Origin of the sequence: Streptomyces sp. NPDC047072, assembly GCF_040643855.1 — a bacterium.
Taxonomy (GTDB): Bacteria; Actinomycetota; Actinomycetes; order Streptomycetales; family Streptomycetaceae; genus Streptomyces.
In genome coordinates this window covers 91,821-110,146 of record NZ_JBEYVC010000017.1, presented here as the reverse complement: position 1 = coordinate 110,146, position 18,326 = coordinate 91,821, and the positions used below count along the sequence as shown (strand labels likewise).

The following is an 18,326-nucleotide window of genomic DNA, read 5'->3' as shown; positions in this document are numbered from 1 at the left end:
GTACGGACACCGCCCCGGATCGGATCGCCCCCCGGGCCTCTGTCAGAGCCTGGTGACGTCCAGGTCTCCGTCGGCGTAGCGCCTGCGCAGGACCTTCTTGTCGAACTTGCCGACGCTCGTCTTCGGGACCGACTCGATGACCGTCCAGCGCTCCGGGAGCTGCCACTTGGCGATCTTGCCCTCGGCGGCCAGGAAGGTCCGCAGGGTCTCGAAGTCGGCGGTGGAGCCGTCCTTCAACACGACCGTGGCCAGCGGGCGTTCGCCCCACTTGTCGTCGGGGACGGCGACGACCGCTGCCTCGGCGACGTCCGGGTGGGACATCAGCGCGTTCTCCAGCTCGACGGAGGAGATCCACTCGCCGCCGGACTTGATGACGTCCTTCGCGCGGTCGGTGAGGGTGAGGAAGCCGTCGGCGGAGATGGTGCCGACGTCACCGGTCTTGAGCCAGCCGTCCTCGCTGAACTTGTCGGCGGGGCGCAGGGGTTCGCGGTCCGGGCCGTTGTAGTAGGCGCCCGCGATCCAGGGGCCGCGCACCTCCAGCTCGCCCGCCGACTCGCCGTCCCAGGGCAGGCGCTCCCCGCCGGGACCGGTGAGTCGGGCCTCGACGGACGCCGGGAAGCGGCCCTGGGTCAGCCGGTACGCGAACTCCCGCTCCGTGCCCACCACTTCGGCCGGCGGACGGGAGACGGTACCCAGCGGGGACGTCTCCGTCATGCCCCAGGCGTGGCAGACCCGCATGCCCAGCTTGTCGAACGCCTCCATGAGGGCGGGCGGGCAGGCCGAGCCGCCGATGGTGACCTGGGTGAGGGACGAGACGTCGCGGGGCTTCGCGGTCAGTTCGGCGAGCAGGCCCTGCCAGATGGTCGGGACAGCCGCCGCGTGCGTCGGACGCTCGGCCTCGATCATCTCGGCGAGTGGCGCGGGCTGGAGGAAGCGGTCCGGCATCAGCATGTTCACGCCGGTCATAAACAAGGCATGCGGTAGTCCCCAGGCGTTCACATGGAACTGGGGAACGACGATCAGCGTCGTGTCCTGGTCGGTCAGGCCCATCGACTGGGTCATGTTGACCTGCATGGAGTGCAGGTAGATCGAACGGTGGCTGTAGACCACGCCCTTGGGGTCGCCGGTGGTGCCGGAGGTGTAGCACATCGCGGCGGCCTGGCGTTCGTCGATCTCCGGCCAGTCGAAGGTCGTCGGGCAGTCCGCGATCAGCTCCTCGTAGTCGTGCACGCGCGCGTGGGCGCCTTCGAGCGGGGAGCGGTCGCCCGGTCCGGAAACAACGACGTGCTCGACCGTCTTGAGGTGCGGGAGCAGCGGGGCGAGCAGCGGGATCAGCGAGCCGTCGACGATGATCACCCGGTCGGCGGCGTGGTTGACGATCCACGCCAACTGCTCTGCGGGCAGCCGGAGGTTGAGGGTGTGCAGGACCGCGCCCATCGCGGGGATCGCGAAGTACGCCTCGACGTGCTCGGCGTTGTTCCACATCAGCGTCGCGACCCGGTCGGCGCCCTGCACACCCAGCTCGTCGCGCAGGGCGTTCGCCAACTGAAAGGCCCGGCAGCCGACTTCGGCGAACGAGCGGCGCTGCGGCTCGCCCCCGCCCCTCCACGTGGTGAGGTGAGAGCTGCCGTGCAGGCGCATTCCGTGGTTCAGGATGCGCGTCACAGTCAGTGGCACGTCCTGCATGGTGCTGAACATCGTCGTCTCTCCATGGAGTTGTCGGGCAAGGGTGGCTTGATACAGCGCCCGCGTCAGGCCGGCACGGTCAGCCGGAGGGGCAGAACCGGGACCGTCACCCATCCCTCGTCGTCCACGTGCCACTGCCAGTGGGCGCCGGTGGCGTCCCCGTAGACCAGCCCCGTCCACCCCGCGCCCCCCTGCCCACAGAGGGCCTCCAGTTCCGCCGTCTCGCGTGGCCCCGGGGTTCCGGCCACCACGACCAGGCCGACGACCGGGTGCCGGTGCGCGGGGGAACTCACCGTGCCCGTCGCGACGGTGTCCGCCTTGGCCGCGGGCGGTTCGACACGGGTGAGTGGGCTCAGTCCCGACGGCACGACGGGCGGCGGCGAGCCGTCCGCCCCGCCGAGTACGGAGACGGGAGTCCCAGGCCGGTTGCGGGAGACCTCGGCCAGCAGGTTCTGCACCACGTCACGGGCCACCGCGGCGTTCCCGGTCACGCTGAGCACACCGTCGAGCCGGCTGAGGTCGACGAAGACCGGGCAGTCGTCCTGGTCGGTACCCACCCTGACCAGGAGCGCCTCACCGGAGTCGGACGGTGCCGCGGCACCGGGCCGAGCCGGCCGGCCGCCGGCGGACGCGGCGCGCTGCCAGCGCGGGCCCTCGACGTGAGTCCATGAGTCGTCGGGAGCGTCCGGTGCGTCGAGCCACGCCGTCACGCCGGTGTCGTCCACCCGCAGCGCGTGGACGGGGAGGGCGGGTCGCCGAGGGGTGGCCGCGAGGTCGCCGAGGGTCTCGTACGCCCGTCGCACGGAGTCGGTGTCGGTCGCGAAGCGAAGGCCGGTGGAGCGTCGTACGGCGAGACGGCGTCGGCGCCGGGCGGGATCGCCCAGTCGGCGCACCGCGCGGCCGACGGCGGCGGCCCAGGACCTGATCCCGCGACGGCTCACGATGGCCACCGTCACCAGGGCGAGCACGAACGCGGCGGCCACCGCGACGGCGGAGGCCAGCGGGATGGCGAACACGGTGGTCTGTCCCGTGGACGAACCGCTGTCCGTCGGCGCGGTCGTTCCCCGGGGCTGATCCCCGGAACCCGTGGCCGCTCCTCCCGAGGTGTCCCGCGCGAGCTGCACATCGGGTCCCGAAGCGTCCTCGGGCAGCCGCAGGATCCAGCCGGAGTGGAGGGATTCGTCGGGACTGTCCAGGCTGGAACCGTCCTTCTGCACGAGGCCGCGGTTGAGGGCGAAGATGTCACCTGCCCGGCTCTCGTCGCCGAGAGTGGCCTTCGCGATCTCTGGGAGGGTGACCGGCGTACCGCCCGTCTGCGCCGGATCCCGCACCACGAAGACCTTGACCAGGTCACCGTCGGCCGCCGCCGCGGCAGCGGCGACACCGAGCCCGGCGAGACAGACGATCAGCAGCCCGATGAGGGCCTGCAACGGGCGGCGCGCCGTGGCCGGTCGTGCACCGCTCCCGGCCTTGGCTCCGGGACTGTCGCTCATTGTGTCCACCTCGGTTTTCCGGCGTTGACGTGTAACGACTACACGGGGACGGCCCGTCGGAACGTTCGACGGCCGGGCGCGCGCCCCTGTCTTCGCCGCATGAACCTTCCGGTGGGCCGGTCTCGTGTATCCGGCGACGCCGCCCGGTAGATCACGGACCGTGGCACGGGGGCGGAATCACGCACACCGAAGGAGCAGTGTCATGCCCAACTTCAATGTCAACTCTGACGAAACCTCCAGCACGTCCCAGGCCCTCCTGAGTGACTTCTCGCAGCTTCAGGACAAGCTCAACGAGGTCAAGAACAAGATCCAGAACCTGCTGGCCAACGGGTACAGCACCCCGGCGGCTCAGCAGAAGTTCTCGCCGTTCTTCGACGAGTTCGCCAGCAGCTTCCAGAAGATGAACGAGTCGCTCCAGGGCATCGGGAATTACGTCAGGTCGGTCGGCGACGCCTTCGACCAGACGGACAGTCAGCTCGGAAGCAACCTGAACTGACCGCCGCTCCGGCGACCCATCACCCTCCACAGAGAACCCTCCACAGAGAGAAGACGACGAGCAGTGCGATTGACCGTCAGTGTTCGAGAACCGCAGGGCGACAGGGTGTCGACCACCGTCGCGGTCGAGACCGAACCTTCCGCGCCGGTAGGCCGGTTCGCCAAGGAGCTGGCGCGATCGGTCGGAGCCGCGTCGGCGAATCCTGCGGAGGGGACGGTGGGCGCCGGCCCGGTGCTCTATGTCGGCTCGGCCCCCGCCGACCCCTCCGTCACCATCCAGGAAGCGGGAATCCGCGACGGCATGGACCTCGGTCTGGGTGCTCCCGTGCCCAGCGGGCCGGCTCCCGAGGGACGTACCGAGGTCCGGGTGGTGTCGGGACCGGGCGCCGGCACCGTGTTCCGCCTGGTGCCGGGCGACTACGACATCGGCGGCGCCCCGGGCTGCCCGATCCGTCTCCTCGGTGACGCGCCGTCCAGGGCGGCGCGGGTCCGGGTCCGGGTCGACGGGAGCGCGGAACTGTCCGCCCGCGAGGGCGTGTTGCTGGACGGCAAGCCCGTGCCGGACTCCTCGGCGTGGCAGGCGGGCAGCCAACTGCAGGTCGGCGCGCACCTGTTGGAGCTGACGGCCCAGCCCACGCGGCGGGCGCCGCTGACCGTGGCGCCCGACGGCATGGGGCTCGAGTTCAACAGGCCGCCGCGCTTTCTGCCACCGGCGGCGGGCGCGAAGTTCCGGCTGCCCGCACCGCCGACGAAGCCCGACAAGCGGCCGATCCCGCTGCTGCCGATCCTGCTGCTCCCGGCGGGCAGCGTCGCGATAGCCATCCTGGTCACCCACCGGTGGTCACTCGTCTTCATCGCCCTGCTCTCCCCGATCGCCGCGCTGGCCACCCAGTTCGGCGGACGCAAGCAGGCGATGGTCAAGTACCTGGAGCAGAAGAAGGAGCACGAGGAGACACTGCGCCGGGTGAAGGCCGACATCAACGGCGCGGTCCTCGACGAACAGCTCAACCTCCGCCTCTCGCTGCCCGATCCGGCGGCACTCCTCCAGATGGCGGCCCAGCCCTCCGAACGGCTGTGGGAACGCCGCTGGAAGGACCCCGACTTCCTGTCCGTCCGGGTCGGTACCACCGATCTGCCGTCGTCCCTGACCGTGGAGGACCCCACCCAGGACGAGCACCGGCGCACCACCGTGCCCCGGCTGAACCAGGTGCCGGTCTCCGTGTCGCTGCGCCGCTCCGGGGCCGCGGGCTTCGCGGGGCCGGGCGCGACCCGGCTGGCAAGCTGGGTGACGGCCCAGGCCGCCGCCCTGCACAGCCCGAGCGACCTGCGGGTCGTCGTACTCGCCGGCCCGGACGGCGAGCAGGAATGGTCCTGGACCCGCTGGCTGCCGCACGCCCGGGCACAGGGCGAGGACGCGTACGCCCTCGTCGGGAGCACCGCGGAGTCCCTGGCGCGCCGCGTAGGCGAACTGGGTCAGCTGGTGGCCTCCCGCATCGCGGCCGGCCCGGAACTCACCCGCGGCGGGGTGACCGGCCACCCGGACATCCTGGTCGTACTGGAACAGGCCCGCCGTGCCCGGTCGCTGCCCGGCGTGATCGCACTGCTGCGGGACGGCCCGTCCGTCGGCGTGTACACGCTCTGCATCGACCGCGAGGAACAGCTGCTGCCGGAGGAGTGCGGCGCCGTCGTCGTCCTCACCCCCGGCACGCAGTCGCTCCGGCTGCGGACCGACGGCGGCGGCGAACTCGACGGCGTGCGGGCCGACTCGCCGAATCCCTACTGGTACGAGCATTTCGCGCGTGCGCTGGCCCCGCTGCGCGGCGTCGGCGACAACGAGGAGAACGCGCTGCCCGGCTCCGTACGGCTGCTGGACGTGCTGGGCATCGAACCGCCGACCCCGGACGCGGTGGTGGCCGGCTGGTCGCTCGGGGGCCGCAGCACCCGAGCCGTGCTCGGCACCGGCTACGACGGGGACTTCGCCGTCGACCTGGTCCAGGACGGCCCGCACGCGCTCATCGCGGGTACCACCGGCAGCGGCAAGTCGGAGCTGCTGCAGACTCTCGTCGCCACCCTCGCGGTGGTCAACCGACCGGACGAGATGACGTTCGTCCTCGTCGACTACAAGGGCGGCAGCGCGTTCGCGGAGTGTGCCGAACTGCCGCACACCGTCGGTCTCGTCACCGACCTCGACACCCAGGAAGTGGAGCGCGCGCTCATCTCGCTCGGCGCCGAACTCCGGCGTCGGGAAACGCAGTTGGCGGCGGCCGGCGCCAAGGACGTCGTGGACTACCTCGACAAGCGCGCCCGCGGTGGCAACGTACTGCCGCCGCTGCCCCGACTGGTCCTGGTCATCGACGAGTTCGCCTCGATGGTCCGCGAACTCCCCGACTTCATCACCGGGTTGGTCAACATCGCCCAGCGGGGCCGGTCCCTCGGCATCCACCTGGTCCTGGCGACCCAGCGCCCGGGCGGTGCCGTCACCCCGGACATCCGGGCCAACACCAACCTGCGGATCGCGCTGCGCACCACGGACACCTCCGAGAGCCGGGACATCATCGACGCCCCCGACTCCGGCGACATCTCACCGGCCACCCCCGGGCGCGCCTACGCCCGCCTGGGCCCCTCGGCCCTGCTGCCGTTCCAGGCGGGACGGGTCGGCGGCCGGCGCCCCGGCGGAACGGCCGCGGACGACGCCCCGATCACGGTGAGCGCGGAGCCGGTCACCTGGCTCAACCTCGGCGGCCCGCTGCCCGCGACGACCGTACGAGGCTCCGGGGCGAACCGCAGCGAGGCCGTCACCGACCTCGCCGTCCTGGCCGGGGTCATCGCCCGCGCGGCCGAACTCCAGGGAACGCCACGCCAGCCAAGCCCCTGGCTGCCGCCGCTGCCCGAGACCCTGACCTGGACACCACCGCCCGCGCCCGCATCCGGCACCGACCGACCGGCTGCACTGCCCCCGGTCGAGTACGGCCTCGTGGACCTCCCGGCCCAGCAGGCGCGCACCGCGCTCACGTTCGACGTCGACCGGGCGGGCCACCTGCACATCGTGGGCTCGCCCCGCAGCGGCCGCTCGCAGACCCTGCGCACCCTGGCCGCGGCTCTCGCACAGGCCCACGGAGCCGACGACGTGCACCTGTACGGCATCGACTGCGGGAACGGCGCGCTCAACGCCCTGACCGCGCTCCCGCACTGCGGTGTGGTCGTCGACCGGGGCCAGACCGAACGCCTCGGCCGGCTCCTGGACCGCCTGGGCTCCGAACTCACCGCCCGGCAGAGCATCCTCGGCACTCGCGGCACCGCCGACCTCACCGAGCTGCGCGGCACCCAGGCGCCGGGCGAACGACTCGCCCACATCGTGCTGATGATCGACCGGTTCGAGGTCTTCGAGCGGGAGTTCGGCACCTACGACAACGGCAGCTACATGGAGCGGCTGCTACGACTGCTGCGCGACGGAGCGGGCGCCGGCATCCACGTCGTACTCGCCGGGGACCGGGCCCTGGGCGGCAGCCGCTTCTCAGGCACCACCGAGGACAAGGTCGTACTGCGCCTCAACGACCGGCAGGACTACTCCAGCGTAGGCATCCCCTCCAAGTCCGCCCCGTCACAGCCCGCTCCCGGGCGCGGCATCCGCGTACAGGACCTCAGCGCCGTACAGATCGCCGTCCTGGGCGAGGACCTGTCCGGGACCGGGCAGGCGCAGGCCCTCACCGACCTGGGCCACGAACTCACTCTGCGGGAGCGGTCGATCCCCGGACACCGGCGCCCGCTCCGCCTGGACCTCGTCCCCGACCGGATCTCCTACGCCGACGCCATGGCCCTGCACGCGCCCGGTGGGCCGATGAGGCCGCTGGTGGCCGTCGGTGGCGACACCCTGACCTCGCTCGGACCCGACCTGTCCGACGTGCCCTCGTTCGTCATCGGCGGCCCTCCGCGCACCGGTCGCAGCACCGCCCTGTGCACCGCCTCGCTCTCCCTGCTGGCCGCGGGGACTGGTCTGCTCGTGCTCGCGCCCCGTCGCTCGCCGCTGCGGTCGCTGAAGGGCCGGCCGGGGGTGGCGGACGTGATCACGGACGCCGAGGTGTCCGTGGACGAGTTCCGGCGCGCGCTCGGTCAGATACCCGAGGAGAACGGAGTCATCGTGATCGACGACGCGGAACTCTTCATGGGCTCCGAGATCGACTCCGATCTCGCCCTGCTCGCGCGCGGCGGCGCCGGCGCAGGCTGGGGCGTGCTCGCCGCGGGCAACGCCGAGTCGCTGTCGCTGAGCCTGGCCGGCTGGATGGGCCAGATGAAACGCAACCGCTGCGGAATGCTCCTCTCCCCCCAGGGACTGGGCGACGGCGAGGTCATCGGGGTCAGGCTGACCCGGGGACTGGTCGGCGCGGCGCCGCAACCGGGGCGTGGGTTGCTGCACTTGGGGGATGGGACGCTGCGGGGGGTGCAGGTGCCGTATGCCGAGCCGGAGGTCTGAGGTCTGGATATAGGGAGAGGCGGCCCCGCCGGTGGGGGGCGCCTCTCCCTATATCCATGGGGTGGACGTCGTCAGACGGCGACGCTGTCCTCGACGAACCGGAACGTGCTGGAGACGGCGTCGAACAGGTCGTACACCTCGCTCTTCAGCGGCAGATTGGGGCTGACGAGCGTGACCACGAGGAAGTCCTGGTCACCGCCCGGCACCGGCATCATGGTGTGCATGGTCAGCAGCTTCACGCTGAGGTCGGCCGTCACACGGGCGGTCTCCGTGCCGGTGACCCGGGCGACCGTACCCACGTGAGGCACCTCCGCCGTCGTCACGACGCGGTCCGCCGGCACCTCTCCGGCCGTGGCGGTGCCGAGCTGGGCGGACAGCACGGGCAGCGTCAGTTCCTGCCCGGCCGGCATGCTGACCGCGAACACCATGCCGTACGCCAGGAAGAGACCGTCGGGATACATGTCCGCCGTACCGACGGCCAGCAGCGCGCCGTGCCGCCGGGCGGCCGCGGCCAGTTCCCTGCCCTGGCGGAACATGTCGTTGATACGGGCCTGTTCGCCCGGTGTGGCCGCGGCGGCCAGCGCACGAGCCCGTACCCTGGCCATGGCCACGCCACTGAGGTCGGCCTGCTGCCACTGGTCGGGGATGTCCAGCAGAAAGCGCCGCGCGGGCCCGCTCCGGTCGTGGTCGGGGGTCATGCGCTGCTCCCGTCGTCGAGGTTCGACACCGCGTCCTGGTCGGTCTTCTCGAACGAGTCCAGGATGTTGCCGATGGCGTCCTGGATCTCCTTGACCTGCTTCTTCAGACGGTTCTTGCCGTCCTCCCACCTGTTCTCGAAGTTCTGGGCGGCTCCCCGGGACAGGTCACGGCCGAACATCGCGTCGAAGTCGAACGTGTGGTGACCGATGTCGATGAAGTCGTGGACGAAGCCCAGCGTGGAGCGGGCTTCGTCGAGTTCGGCACCGGGGATGACTACTTGTGACGCCATGCGTTTCCTCGTTGGTCGGCGGCGGGAACAGATCCAGAACCGGATCCCCGTCGGAAACACGGTGCCGCGGTCCCGGATCGTTCACCGGCGCGCGGATCGTTGAACTCCGGGCCACCGCTGTCTCGTGTTGCAGTCATGATGTTCTTCACCGGCCCGATGCCCCCTCCCCCAGCCCGGCGCGGAGCGCTCCGCCGCGCTGTCGTCGCTCCCGCGCTCGCCCTGTGCTGCGTGACCGCGCTGTCGGGCTGCGGCAAGACCATCCAGATCGGGGACACCTCACAGTCGGCGTCGGCCACCCCGGCGTCGTCCGCCCCTGCTGCGTCCACGTCCTCGGGCGCCGCGTCGTCCTCGGCCCCGGCGGCCGGCAACGCGGCACTGCAGGTCGTCGACTCCACGGCGGCGCAGGCCGGCCTGAACGGCAACGGCGGCACGGTAGTCGGAGTGGCCGTCCAGGAGGCACCGCCGCGCTGGGTCCAGCTGTCAGCCGTCACGAGCGACCAGCTGCCCGCACAGCATCTGATCAACATCAACCAGGCCGCGCTGTACCGCTTCGACGACGACTCGGCGTCTCCCTCACGGTCGGCCTGCAACGACGCCTGTGCCGTCAAATGGCCGCCGGTCACCGTCGAGGAGGGCGGCAAGGTCTACATGGCGGGTGTGAATCCGAAGGAGGTCGGAGCCATCCGCCGCGAGGACGGCCAGATCCAGATCACGGTCGGCGGCCGGCCGATCTACCGCTACACGGGCGACAGCAAGCCCGGCGACCTCAACGGCCAGGGCCTGGGCGGGAAGTGGTTCGCCGTCGGCCCGAAGGGCGAGAAGGTCACCGGCGGGCAGTGACGCGCACGGGCGTACAGGCGCACAGTCCAACAATTCAGGGGAGGGTACGGGTATGGCTCGGCGGCATTCCAGCCAGCAGGACTTCGAGCTGGTGGGGATGGACAGCGATCCGACCCCTGGTGATCCGGATCTGATGCAGGGTCTGATCACGCGTTACCGGGATGTCGGGGACGCGGCGGAGAAGGCGCTCAACGTCCTCAAGCGGGACGGCGACATCTCCCGTGGCCGGGGTGACGCGATCGACGCGCTCAACAAGAAGATCGGCGAGGACCTCCCGGACAAGCTGCGCAAGACCGCGACGTCTTTCCATGACGCCGCGCAGGCCTACACGGATTACGCCCCCAGACTCCGGGAGGCCCAAGAGACTTTCGACAAGGCGGTGGACCAGGCGGGCAGCGCCGCGGGCCAGGCCAACCAGGGGCCGATCAAGCTGTCGGACTCCCCCACGGACGAGGAGAAGTCCGCGGCCACCAAGCGGCAGGACGAGATCGAGGCCGGCCAGTCCGCTCTGAACGCGGCGAAGAGTCTGGCCGAGCAGGCCCGCCAGATGCGGGAAAGCGCCCAGCGGCAGTGCGAGGACGTCTTGGACCGGGCGGCGAGCGAGGCCATCCCGGAGCGGAGCATCTTCCAGAAGATCGCCGACTTCTTCGCGGACTTCCCGTTCGTCAAGATCCTCCTGGGCATTCTGGTCGCCGCGGTGTCGGTGTTCTTCCCGGTCGCGGGTGCTCTGCTGGGCGGAGCGCTCTTCGCGATCGACCAGATATCAGCCCTGGCGAACGGGAATTTCAACCTTGGCGACTTCGCGCTCGGCCTGCTCAGCTTCGTCCCCGGCGGCTCCCTCATCAAGGGCGGCGCAGCAGGCGCCGCGAAATTCATCCCCGGCCTCAAGAACACCGGCGGATCCATCAAGAACATCAAGAACACCGCCGACAACACGAAAACCGTCAGCAACTCCCTCGGCAACGCCATCAAGCAGGCAGGCGATGACTTCGCCGGATCCGCCGCAGACGAAGCCGCCAACCAGGCCCTCAGCGGCGACAACCTCGACCTCGGAGCCATTCTGGGTGCCGGAGCACTGGGCGCGGCGGGCGGCGGCATCGCGGGAGGCGGCGGCCGTCGCAATCCCCCACCCATCCCCACCAAGAACGGCTCGAACCCAGGGAACACCACACGCTCCTCCCAGGGCGGTGACGGGCCAGAGGCCACGCCCAACACATCAACGAACACCGGTCCTACGACGACACCTGCTCCAAGCGGCACAAACGGCAACAACTCCAGCGGCCGCGGCTTCGACATCAGCACAGGCAAGGGCGGCGCCGGTATTGGCGGGGGCATCGGCGGCGATGCCGGCTCCATAGGCGTCGGCACCCCTGACGGCCAAGGCGTGAGCCGGACCACGAGCACTAGCGTTGAGAGCAACATCGACTTGGGCGACGGCGGCCCGGCCTTCGACGGGGGCCTAGGCGGCAAGGGAGGCAAGGTAGTCGCCCAGATCTCTGATGACGGCACCACGAACATCAACTTGGGCGCCGGCGGCGAGGGCTCCGGCCCCGGGTCCCAGGGCGGCAAAGGAGGCGGCGGAAGGTTCACCTTCTCTGGTAACGGCACCACGAACATCACCATGGCCCCCGGAGGCAAGGGCTCCGATGGGGGCTTCGGCGGCGATGCCGGCAGCACAGTAGTCAAGATGCAGGGCAACGGCATCGTGAACGTCATCCAGGGCAAGGTCGACCCATCCTCCGGCGACGGGTCCAGCGACGGCAAACCCAGCACCGTCGTCATCATCAAGCCCTTGAACAGCGGCCGCCCGAGCTCCACCACGGGCGACGGCAGCGGTGGGGATCGTTGAGTGGCTGGCGCCGGACGAGTTGTGGGAGTTGTTCCAGGTCGTTCGGCCCGTCCGGAGCGACCGCCCACCGGCGGTTCTCTGACTGAGCGTTTGGTCCGGTGATTTGTGTTTGGTCCCGGGCCAGGTTCCGCGCCAGTTGGGGGGTGGCTTCGTCGGTGAGTCTGCGGGTCAGGCGGCAAGGACTGCATTCTCTGCCAGAGCACCGGCTGGAACTTCCATGACCGCACGCTGTATGCCTAGATTGAGAAGGCAGGTGCAATTTCGGTACCAGACCGGTCGCGCTGGACGTACTTTACCCCGGCTGCACCTTCCAACGGAAAAGCAAAACCCTCAGTCTCAGGATACGGCGCCGCCAAGTTGCAGTTCTCTAAAATCGCGGAGACCCCACCCACAATGACGGAAAAAATCAACAAGAACGATGCTCTCAGCAACGCGTGCTTCGCCGGCGTCAATGGCCAGTTGGCTCTTTTGCGTACAGGTAAGATAACATCGGCCGAACTGATTGAAGCGCATTTGGACCGAATCGAGCGGTTCGATCCTGCCCTGAACGCATTTAGCGTGGTGTTCCGCGATGAAGCACGGAAATATGCGGCTCAGGCTGATGCTCGACGCAAGGCAGGACACGACGTTCCTTTGCTAGGGGTGCCGATTGCTCTTAAGGAGGACACAGCTGTTGCTGGGCTTCCCACGACTATGGGTACAGACGCTGTGATCGCAATCGCCGCCGATGACGCCGAAGTGGTAAGCCGACTGCGCCGGGCAGGCGCTGTCGTACTCGGCAGAACACGGGCTCCCGAGCTATGCCTGTGGCCGTTTACCGAGACAGCGCACGCCGGCCCTACGCGCAATCCCTGGTCTCTGGATCACTCCCCGGGCGGTTCAAGTGGCGGCGCCGCTGCTGCAGTTGCCGGGGGTCTCGCTGCTGCAGCGCTGGGTAGCGATGGAGGCGGGTCCATCAGAATGCCCAGCGCGGCAACCGGCCTGTTCGGACTGAAGCCTCAGCGGGGACGCATATCATTGGCGCCGCACGCCGAGGTGTGGACCGGGCTGTCAGTCGTCGGCCCTCTCACCCGGACCGTGTCCGATGCCGCAACCCTTATGGATGTTCTGCAAGGGTCACAGCCCGGAGACCGGCACCGAGCTGTGATTCCGGCCATGCCCTTTGTTGAGGCCGCGTCACAGCAGCCCGGCACTCTGCGGATTGGAGTCTCTTTGAGACCGTGGCCCATCGGAGGCAGGATCCATCATGAGGTCCGCGAGGCCGTGCATCGCACAGCTCGGGCTTTGTCCGACCTGGGGCACGATGTTTCACTGACCGAACCTCCTCTGGTGGATCCCACCGCTATGTTCAGTTATGGGCCGCGCTTCTTCCGTTCGCTCGTCGAGTCTGTGGCAGCAGTTGATGAGCCGCAAAATCTGTCGAAACGCGTCCAGTCGCTTCATGCTCTAGGGCGACGCTACCCGGACCGCATCGTCGCGGCGGCGCATCGGTACAGTGACAGAATTGTGGCCAAAGTCAACACGGTGTTCGAGAAGGTTGATGTCCTGCTCTGTCCAGTAACTCCGCGCCCGGCGCTGCGGGTCGGTGAACTCTACGAAGAGAACTGGATTAAGACTCTGCTCGGAGCACAGCAGTACACCGCGTACATGACGTTGTGGAACCTGGTGGGCAATCCGGCGGCGTCCGTGCCCGCCGGCTTCACCGAAGCAGGTCTGCCACTGGGCGTGCAGATAGTGGGACGCCCGCATGACGAAGCGACTCTGCTGGCTCTGGCAGGCCAAATGGATCGCATGCAATCGTGGGCACAAAATAGGCCGGATCTGACCTGAACACCTGTCATGGTCTCTGCGGGAAAAACTGGTGAAGGAATTCACGCGATCCCCCAGCGATCATTGACCTCGATTCTCCCCAGGGTTGACGGCGACGTTGTGAGCGGCTGGCTGCCCGGTATGTCCCGTGCCGTGTCAGGACTGGCCGTCGCGTGAGCGGAGAGGTGATCCCACTCCTGGTGATCCGGATCTGATGCAGGGTTTGATCACGCGGTTTCGGGATGTGGGGGACGCCGGCCGGACAGCGCCCCGCCCCGCCGTCTGTTCGAGATCCTGGCCGGTCCGGTGGCCACCCGGGCCCAGTCCGGCACCTTCTCCCGCGCTCTGCGGGCGGTCGCGGTGGACGGCACCACCTTGAGCATCCCCGACGAGGAAGCAGTGACCTGGCGCTTCCCCAAGCACGGCGGTCCGATGCCCGAATGCGGCCACCCCCTGCTGCGCCTGGTGGCGCTGGTCGAGTGCGGTACCCGCGCCCTGCTCGGCGCGGCCTTCGGCCCGGACACCACCGGCAAACTCAGCTACGCACGCCGCCTGCCGCCTCCCCTGGACGCCTCGATGGTGCTGCTGGCCGACGCCTACGACGACGCATACGACTTCTTGGAGGCAGTGACCGGCACGGGCGCATCCTTCCTGCCGCGCTCGACCCGCAAGCGGCGCCCGACGGTGCGCCGCCCGCTGCCGGACGGCTCCTACCTGACCACCGCCTGACCACCGTCTGCGCCGGGACGTACCGGGCTGAGCGCGGCTACGGAAGGCTCGAGGTACGGATCGTCGAAGCCCGGATGACCATCGAGCCGGCCGACAGCACCCGCCGCACCGAGCTGTGGCGGCCGTCCTCGGTCGCCGGCCGACGGGGCGTGCCCGTCGCCTGGTTCTGGGCGCGTCCGGCTACGACGCCGTCCACGACCAGTTGCAAGGCAGGCTCGAAGAGTTGCGCGGCTGCTAGAACTCCTCGCGCAGCGCGGACTTCCCTCCCATGCCGTGGCCGCGGCTCGCCGAACAGGATGTGCTCCGCTCACGCGCGGGATCGATCCTTGTCCTCAGCATCCTCGACGGCGCCCGGGGCGCGGAAGGGGCGCAGGCCCCCGGCCGGGTCCCCCCAGCCTTGTTGTTGACAGGCAGCGGCCCAGGAAGTTGATGTGCCGGTCCTTGGGCGGGAAGAGTCCGGCGACGACCGCGTCCTCGGTCGAGCGCGGTGGCGGCGAGTTCGTCCGGCAACTCCTGAGGCCGGGAGCCCGGCACCTGAGCGTCAAGGCTCCGTCACACCACGCGCGCGACAGCGCCGAGAGGGAGAAGGAGAGGCTGTGCTTCATGATGAGATGAAGTGCGAACTGTGCTCGTCCAGCCAGGTACGGAAGTCCTGCAGGCGGGGGTTGAGTGAGCGGACCGCCTCGATGTCACGGGCCCCGGTGAAGTCAGTCTCGGCCGCCCAGTAGTACTGGAACATGTTGCCCATTTCCATGGCACCGGGGAACGGTAGTGCGCGGAACTCGTGGTGGTCCATGGGCTGGTGGACGACCTCTTCCCCGAGCACCTCGCTGAAGGCGGCGGCGAACTCCTTCCCGGTGAGGTGCTGTCCGGCGATGCTGACGGTCTCCCGTGCCAGGGCGGGGCCCCGGGTGAAGATGCCCAGGGCGGTGAGACCGATGTCCTGGACGGCGATGCCGGCCAGCCTGGCGTCACCGATCGGCAGGGTGAGCACGAGCCTGTCGTCCGCGTCTCGGGTCGGGGCGAGCGAGTCGAGGAAGTTCTCCCAGTACAGGGCGGTCCGCAGATAGGTGGTGGGCACGCCGAGGTAGGCGAAGAAGCGGTCGGCCTCCGCCTTGGCGTCGAAGTGCGGAACGCTGTACGACCCTTGCAGCGTCGGGTGGGTGCCACGGTCCGTGGGCAGGTGCGGGCGGGTGTCCTCCAGGGTCGACCAGATGATGTGCGCCGCGCCCGAAGCCTTCGCGGCACGGGCGATGTTGGCCGCCTGAGCGAGTTCGGACTTCGCCGACATGTGCTCCCAGAAGTTCGTCACCGCGAAGACGCCGTACGCGCCGTCGAAGGCCCGGCGCAGCGACTCCTCGTCGTCGAGGTCCGCCGCGACGACCTCGGCGCCTCGGGAGGCGAGAGCTCGGGCCTTCTGCGAGCCGGGGTTACGGGTGAGGGCGCGGACGCCGAAGGCGCCGTCGGACGCGCTGAATATCGCATCGGCCAGGCCGCCGCCCTGGCGGCCGGTGGCTCCGAGCACTGCAATCGTCTTCTTGTCGGTCATGAGGCCCTGATTCGAGTTGAGGTGACAGTGGGTGGTGGGTGGTGGGTGGTATGCGCGGAGAGGAGAGCGGCTACGGGCGTACGAGCCGCAGTCGCGTACAGCCCGTCGCGGGCTCCGGGTCACTGAGCTCGTCGATGAGCGACTGGAGCAACTCGTCGAGATCAGCGACTTGTCGGGTTCCGACACGGGGCGCGGTGAGGCTGTCGCGTACGGCGGTCTCGTATGTCGCATCCACCTGTCGCAGGAGAGCGACGCCCTCGGCCGTGAGGGCGGCGTGCGCCGCCCGTGCGTCCCTGGGGCACGGTGACCGGGTGAGCCGGCCCCTGCGTTCCTGGCGCGCGACGGCGTGACTCGTACGACTCTTGGATCGACACAACCGAGTACTCCTCCCAAGTGATGCCGAACTCCTTCTCGATCACCTGGTTGACCGACGCCTCCAGCAGACGGCTGACCATGAGCAGGCTCTCGAAGGCCCGGACGTCCCCGGCCGACGATCGTTGTTCCACGAACCGATCTCCCTTCGTCACCGCTTCTCACTGGCCACTACGACAGGGGGCGCTGCGAGGGTTCATGACGAATCGTCCAGTCAGAGCGCCGCCGGTACGTCGTCAATCGATCGTCAGTCGGATGTGGAGAACGGCACCGGCGGTCTCCGCGCCGGGCGTGCTGCGTGACCGGCCCCACCACCCGGTCGGCAAGGCCGGGGCCAGACGGGGAGCAGTACACCGCATGCGACGCCGACCAGGTGAGTCGGCCGTGCGTCGGCTGCTCGCGGAGCTGACCCGTGCGCATCTGCGGACCCAGCGGGAACCAGGCCTATTCACGACCCATGACCCGCTGCGTACATACGCTGGGGAACTCTCCCGCTGGGAGGACTCTCCGGCCGCGCAGGCGGCGGTGGTGCCCCACCGCCGCCTGCTGGACGACCACCTGGGAAAGGCGGGCGGCGTCGCCTATGCGACAAGCGGCACGATGTTGTAGTTGGCCCGGAACACGTTGAGCGGGTCGTACGCCGACTTGAGCGCCGCCAGCCGCGCATACAGCTCCACGCCGTATACGCCCAGCACCTCCTCGGGAACGGTCGCCTCGTCAGGGGACAGGAAGTTGAGCATCGTGGCCTTGTGTGCCCAGGGGCTCATGCCGTCGATCAGCCCGGCCAAGGAGGCGCGGAGCTCATCAGCCTGGTCGGGGCCTCCGACGCCGAAGGCGAACAGTTGGTAGGGAAGGCCGCGGCTGGGCACGGCGTCGGGTATCCGCGGCTCGCGGTCCATCGCGCCGCCGAGCCGCCGTATCTCGACACTGACCAGGGGGCAGTCCGAGCCGGGCCCGGTCAACTCGACCAGTCTGTCGATCGCTTCGGCGGACAGCTCACGCAGGCCCGAGCTGCGGTCGACGTACGGCAGAGGCAGCGGGGGGTCGCTGTGTACGGCCGCGACCTCGCGGTACGGCGTGTCCGCGACGGTGTCGAGGACCGTGGGGCCAAGAGCGCGCAGCGGTGCGAGCATCGCCTCGCCCTCCGCCGCGTCGCCGAGGTGGGCGAGGCGGACGTGCACCACGAAGGCGCCGCGCAGCGGCGGGGGCAGCATCTCGTCATCGGGCAGGCGCTGGATCGCGACCGAGGTGGAGAACTCGTCGGGGAGCTGTTCGCACCAGGGCTGCCAGGTGCGCAACACGTCGGCGAGCTGCTCGCCGGGGAACCAGAGCCCACCGCCGTAGAAGCGGGCGACCGGGAACAGCGCCATTTCCACCGCCGTCACGACGGCGAAGTTGCCCTTGCCGCCTCGCAGGGCGAAGAAGAGACGGGGATCCGAGGCGGCGGTGACTCGCTGCGTCACCCCGCTGGCCAGGACTACGTCCATGCTGGTCACGTGCTCGGCGGCATAGCCGTACTTCCTGCTCAGGACGGGGCCGTGACCGCCGCCCAGGCAGTAGCCGATGGCGCCGACCGTCGGGCTGGAGCCGTTGAGCGGTGCCAGGTCGTGCTTGGCGGCGGCCTCGATCACGTCACCCCACAGCGCACCGCCCTCGATGCGCACCGTACGGGCCGTGGGATCGACGGTGACCCCGCTCATTGCGGAAAGGTTCACCAGGACGGTGTCCTCGGTGGGCCGCACCACCTGATGACCGCCGTTGCGGACAGCCACGCCCAGCCCGCGCCCCGTCGCGAACCGCACGGCGGCCTGGACGTCGGCCGGCCCCGAGGCGGCGACCGCGAGGACCGGCGACAGGGGGGTCAGCAGGTTGTACGTGGCGCAGGCTTCCGCGTACCCGGGGTCGTCAACCAGGAATACCTGTCCCTGGACGGCTTCGGCGAGGGCAATGACATCCGGATCGGTCCGGACTATGGCCGTTGAGGTAGCCACAATGGATCTCCTTGTTCTGTGCATCTGTGCATCTGTGGCAGGGCTGGACGGAGC

14 protein-coding genes are annotated in these 18,326 nt (G+C 69.5%); 7 read left to right on the top strand and 7 right to left on the bottom strand.

Annotated elements, in window-relative coordinates; genetic code table 11:
• Nucleotides 1-42: 42 nt before the first annotated feature.
• Together ABZ896_RS10765 and ABZ896_RS10760 are read right to left on the bottom strand one after the other, a co-directional pair.
• A complete protein-coding gene (locus tag ABZ896_RS10765) occupies nucleotides 43-1,698 on the bottom strand; it encodes a long-chain fatty acid--CoA ligase (RefSeq protein WP_360925232.1) in 1,656 nt (551 codons plus the stop codon).
• Between the two features lie 53 nt (nucleotides 1,699-1,751).
• Nucleotides 1,752-3,179, bottom strand: coding sequence for a hypothetical protein (locus ABZ896_RS10760; RefSeq protein WP_360925229.1), 1,428 nt, complete (start codon nucleotides 3,177-3,179; stop codon nucleotides 1,752-1,754).
• Between the two features lie 202 nt (nucleotides 3,180-3,381).
• Here ABZ896_RS10760 and ABZ896_RS10755 point away from each other — a divergent pair, with 202 nt between their 5' ends.
• A complete protein-coding gene (locus ABZ896_RS10755; protein ID WP_360925226.1) occupies nucleotides 3,382-3,675 on the top strand; it encodes a WXG100 family type VII secretion target in 294 nt (97 codons plus the stop codon).
• Nucleotides 3,676-3,780: 105 nt separating this feature from the next.
• Entirely contained in the window at nucleotides 3,781-8,145 is a 4,365-nt protein-coding gene (locus ABZ896_RS10750; protein ID WP_360925223.1) for an FtsK/SpoIIIE domain-containing protein, read from the top strand.
• A gap of 71 nt (nucleotides 8,146-8,216) precedes the next feature.
• Here the strand turns inward: ABZ896_RS10750 and ABZ896_RS10745 are convergent, their stop codons facing one another.
• A complete protein-coding gene (locus tag ABZ896_RS10745) occupies nucleotides 8,217-8,843 on the bottom strand; it encodes a hypothetical protein (RefSeq protein WP_360925220.1) in 627 nt (208 codons plus the stop codon).
• A complete protein-coding gene (locus ABZ896_RS10740) occupies nucleotides 8,840-9,133 on the bottom strand; it encodes a hypothetical protein (protein ID WP_360925218.1) in 294 nt (97 codons plus the stop codon). Before ABZ896_RS10740 ends, ABZ896_RS10745 begins: the two co-directional genes overlap by 4 nt.
• Nucleotides 9,134-9,289: 156 nt before the next feature.
• Here ABZ896_RS10740 and ABZ896_RS10735 point away from each other — a divergent pair, with 156 nt between their 5' ends.
• The 4 genes from ABZ896_RS10735 (at nucleotide 9,290) to ABZ896_RS10720 (ending at nucleotide 14,360) form a co-directional block, all read left to right on the top strand.
• Nucleotides 9,290-9,973: a hypothetical protein gene (locus tag ABZ896_RS10735; protein WP_360925215.1), complete on the top strand. Its 684-nt coding sequence runs from the start codon at nucleotides 9,290-9,292 to the stop codon at nucleotides 9,971-9,973.
• 52 nt (nucleotides 9,974-10,025) lie between these two features.
• Entirely contained in the window at nucleotides 10,026-11,822 is a 1,797-nt protein-coding gene (locus tag ABZ896_RS10730) for a putative T7SS-secreted protein (protein WP_360925212.1), read from the top strand.
• A 393-nt stretch (nucleotides 11,823-12,215) separates the two neighbouring features.
• Nucleotides 12,216-13,652, top strand: coding sequence for an amidase (locus tag ABZ896_RS10725; RefSeq protein WP_360925210.1), 1,437 nt, complete (start codon nucleotides 12,216-12,218; stop codon nucleotides 13,650-13,652).
• 285 nt (nucleotides 13,653-13,937) lie between these two features.
• Nucleotides 13,938-14,360 carry a hypothetical protein gene (locus ABZ896_RS10720; RefSeq protein ID WP_360925207.1) on the top strand — a complete coding sequence of 141 codons (423 nt, stop codon included), beginning with the start codon at nucleotides 13,938-13,940 and terminating at the stop codon, nucleotides 14,358-14,360.
• Between the two features lie 601 nt (nucleotides 14,361-14,961).
• Here the strand turns inward: ABZ896_RS10720 and ABZ896_RS10715 are convergent.
• Both ABZ896_RS10715 and ABZ896_RS10710 read right to left on the bottom strand, forming a co-directional pair.
• On the bottom strand, nucleotides 14,962-15,909 hold the full coding sequence (locus tag ABZ896_RS10715; RefSeq protein WP_360925204.1) for an NmrA/HSCARG family protein: 948 nt from the start codon (nucleotides 15,907-15,909) through the stop codon (nucleotides 14,962-14,964).
• A 70-nt stretch (nucleotides 15,910-15,979) separates the two neighbouring features.
• The gene (locus tag ABZ896_RS10710; protein ID WP_360925201.1) at nucleotides 15,980-16,144 is read right to left on the bottom strand and encodes a hypothetical protein; all 165 of its coding nucleotides are present in this window, start codon (nucleotides 16,142-16,144) and stop codon (nucleotides 15,980-15,982) included.
• A 494-nt stretch (nucleotides 16,145-16,638) separates the two neighbouring features.
• Between ABZ896_RS10710 and ABZ896_RS10705 the strand changes: the two genes are divergently transcribed.
• Nucleotides 16,639-16,890, top strand: coding sequence for a hypothetical protein (locus ABZ896_RS10705; protein ID WP_360925198.1), 252 nt, complete (start codon nucleotides 16,639-16,641; stop codon nucleotides 16,888-16,890).
• Here the strand turns inward: ABZ896_RS10705 and ABZ896_RS10700 are convergent.
• The gene (locus ABZ896_RS10700; RefSeq protein ID WP_360925195.1) at nucleotides 16,863-18,272 is read right to left on the bottom strand and encodes an FAD-binding oxidoreductase; all 1,410 of its coding nucleotides are present in this window, start codon (nucleotides 18,270-18,272) and stop codon (nucleotides 16,863-16,865) included. The genes ABZ896_RS10705 and ABZ896_RS10700 overlap by 28 nt on opposite strands.
• Between the last annotated feature and the right edge of the window lie 54 nt (nucleotides 18,273-18,326).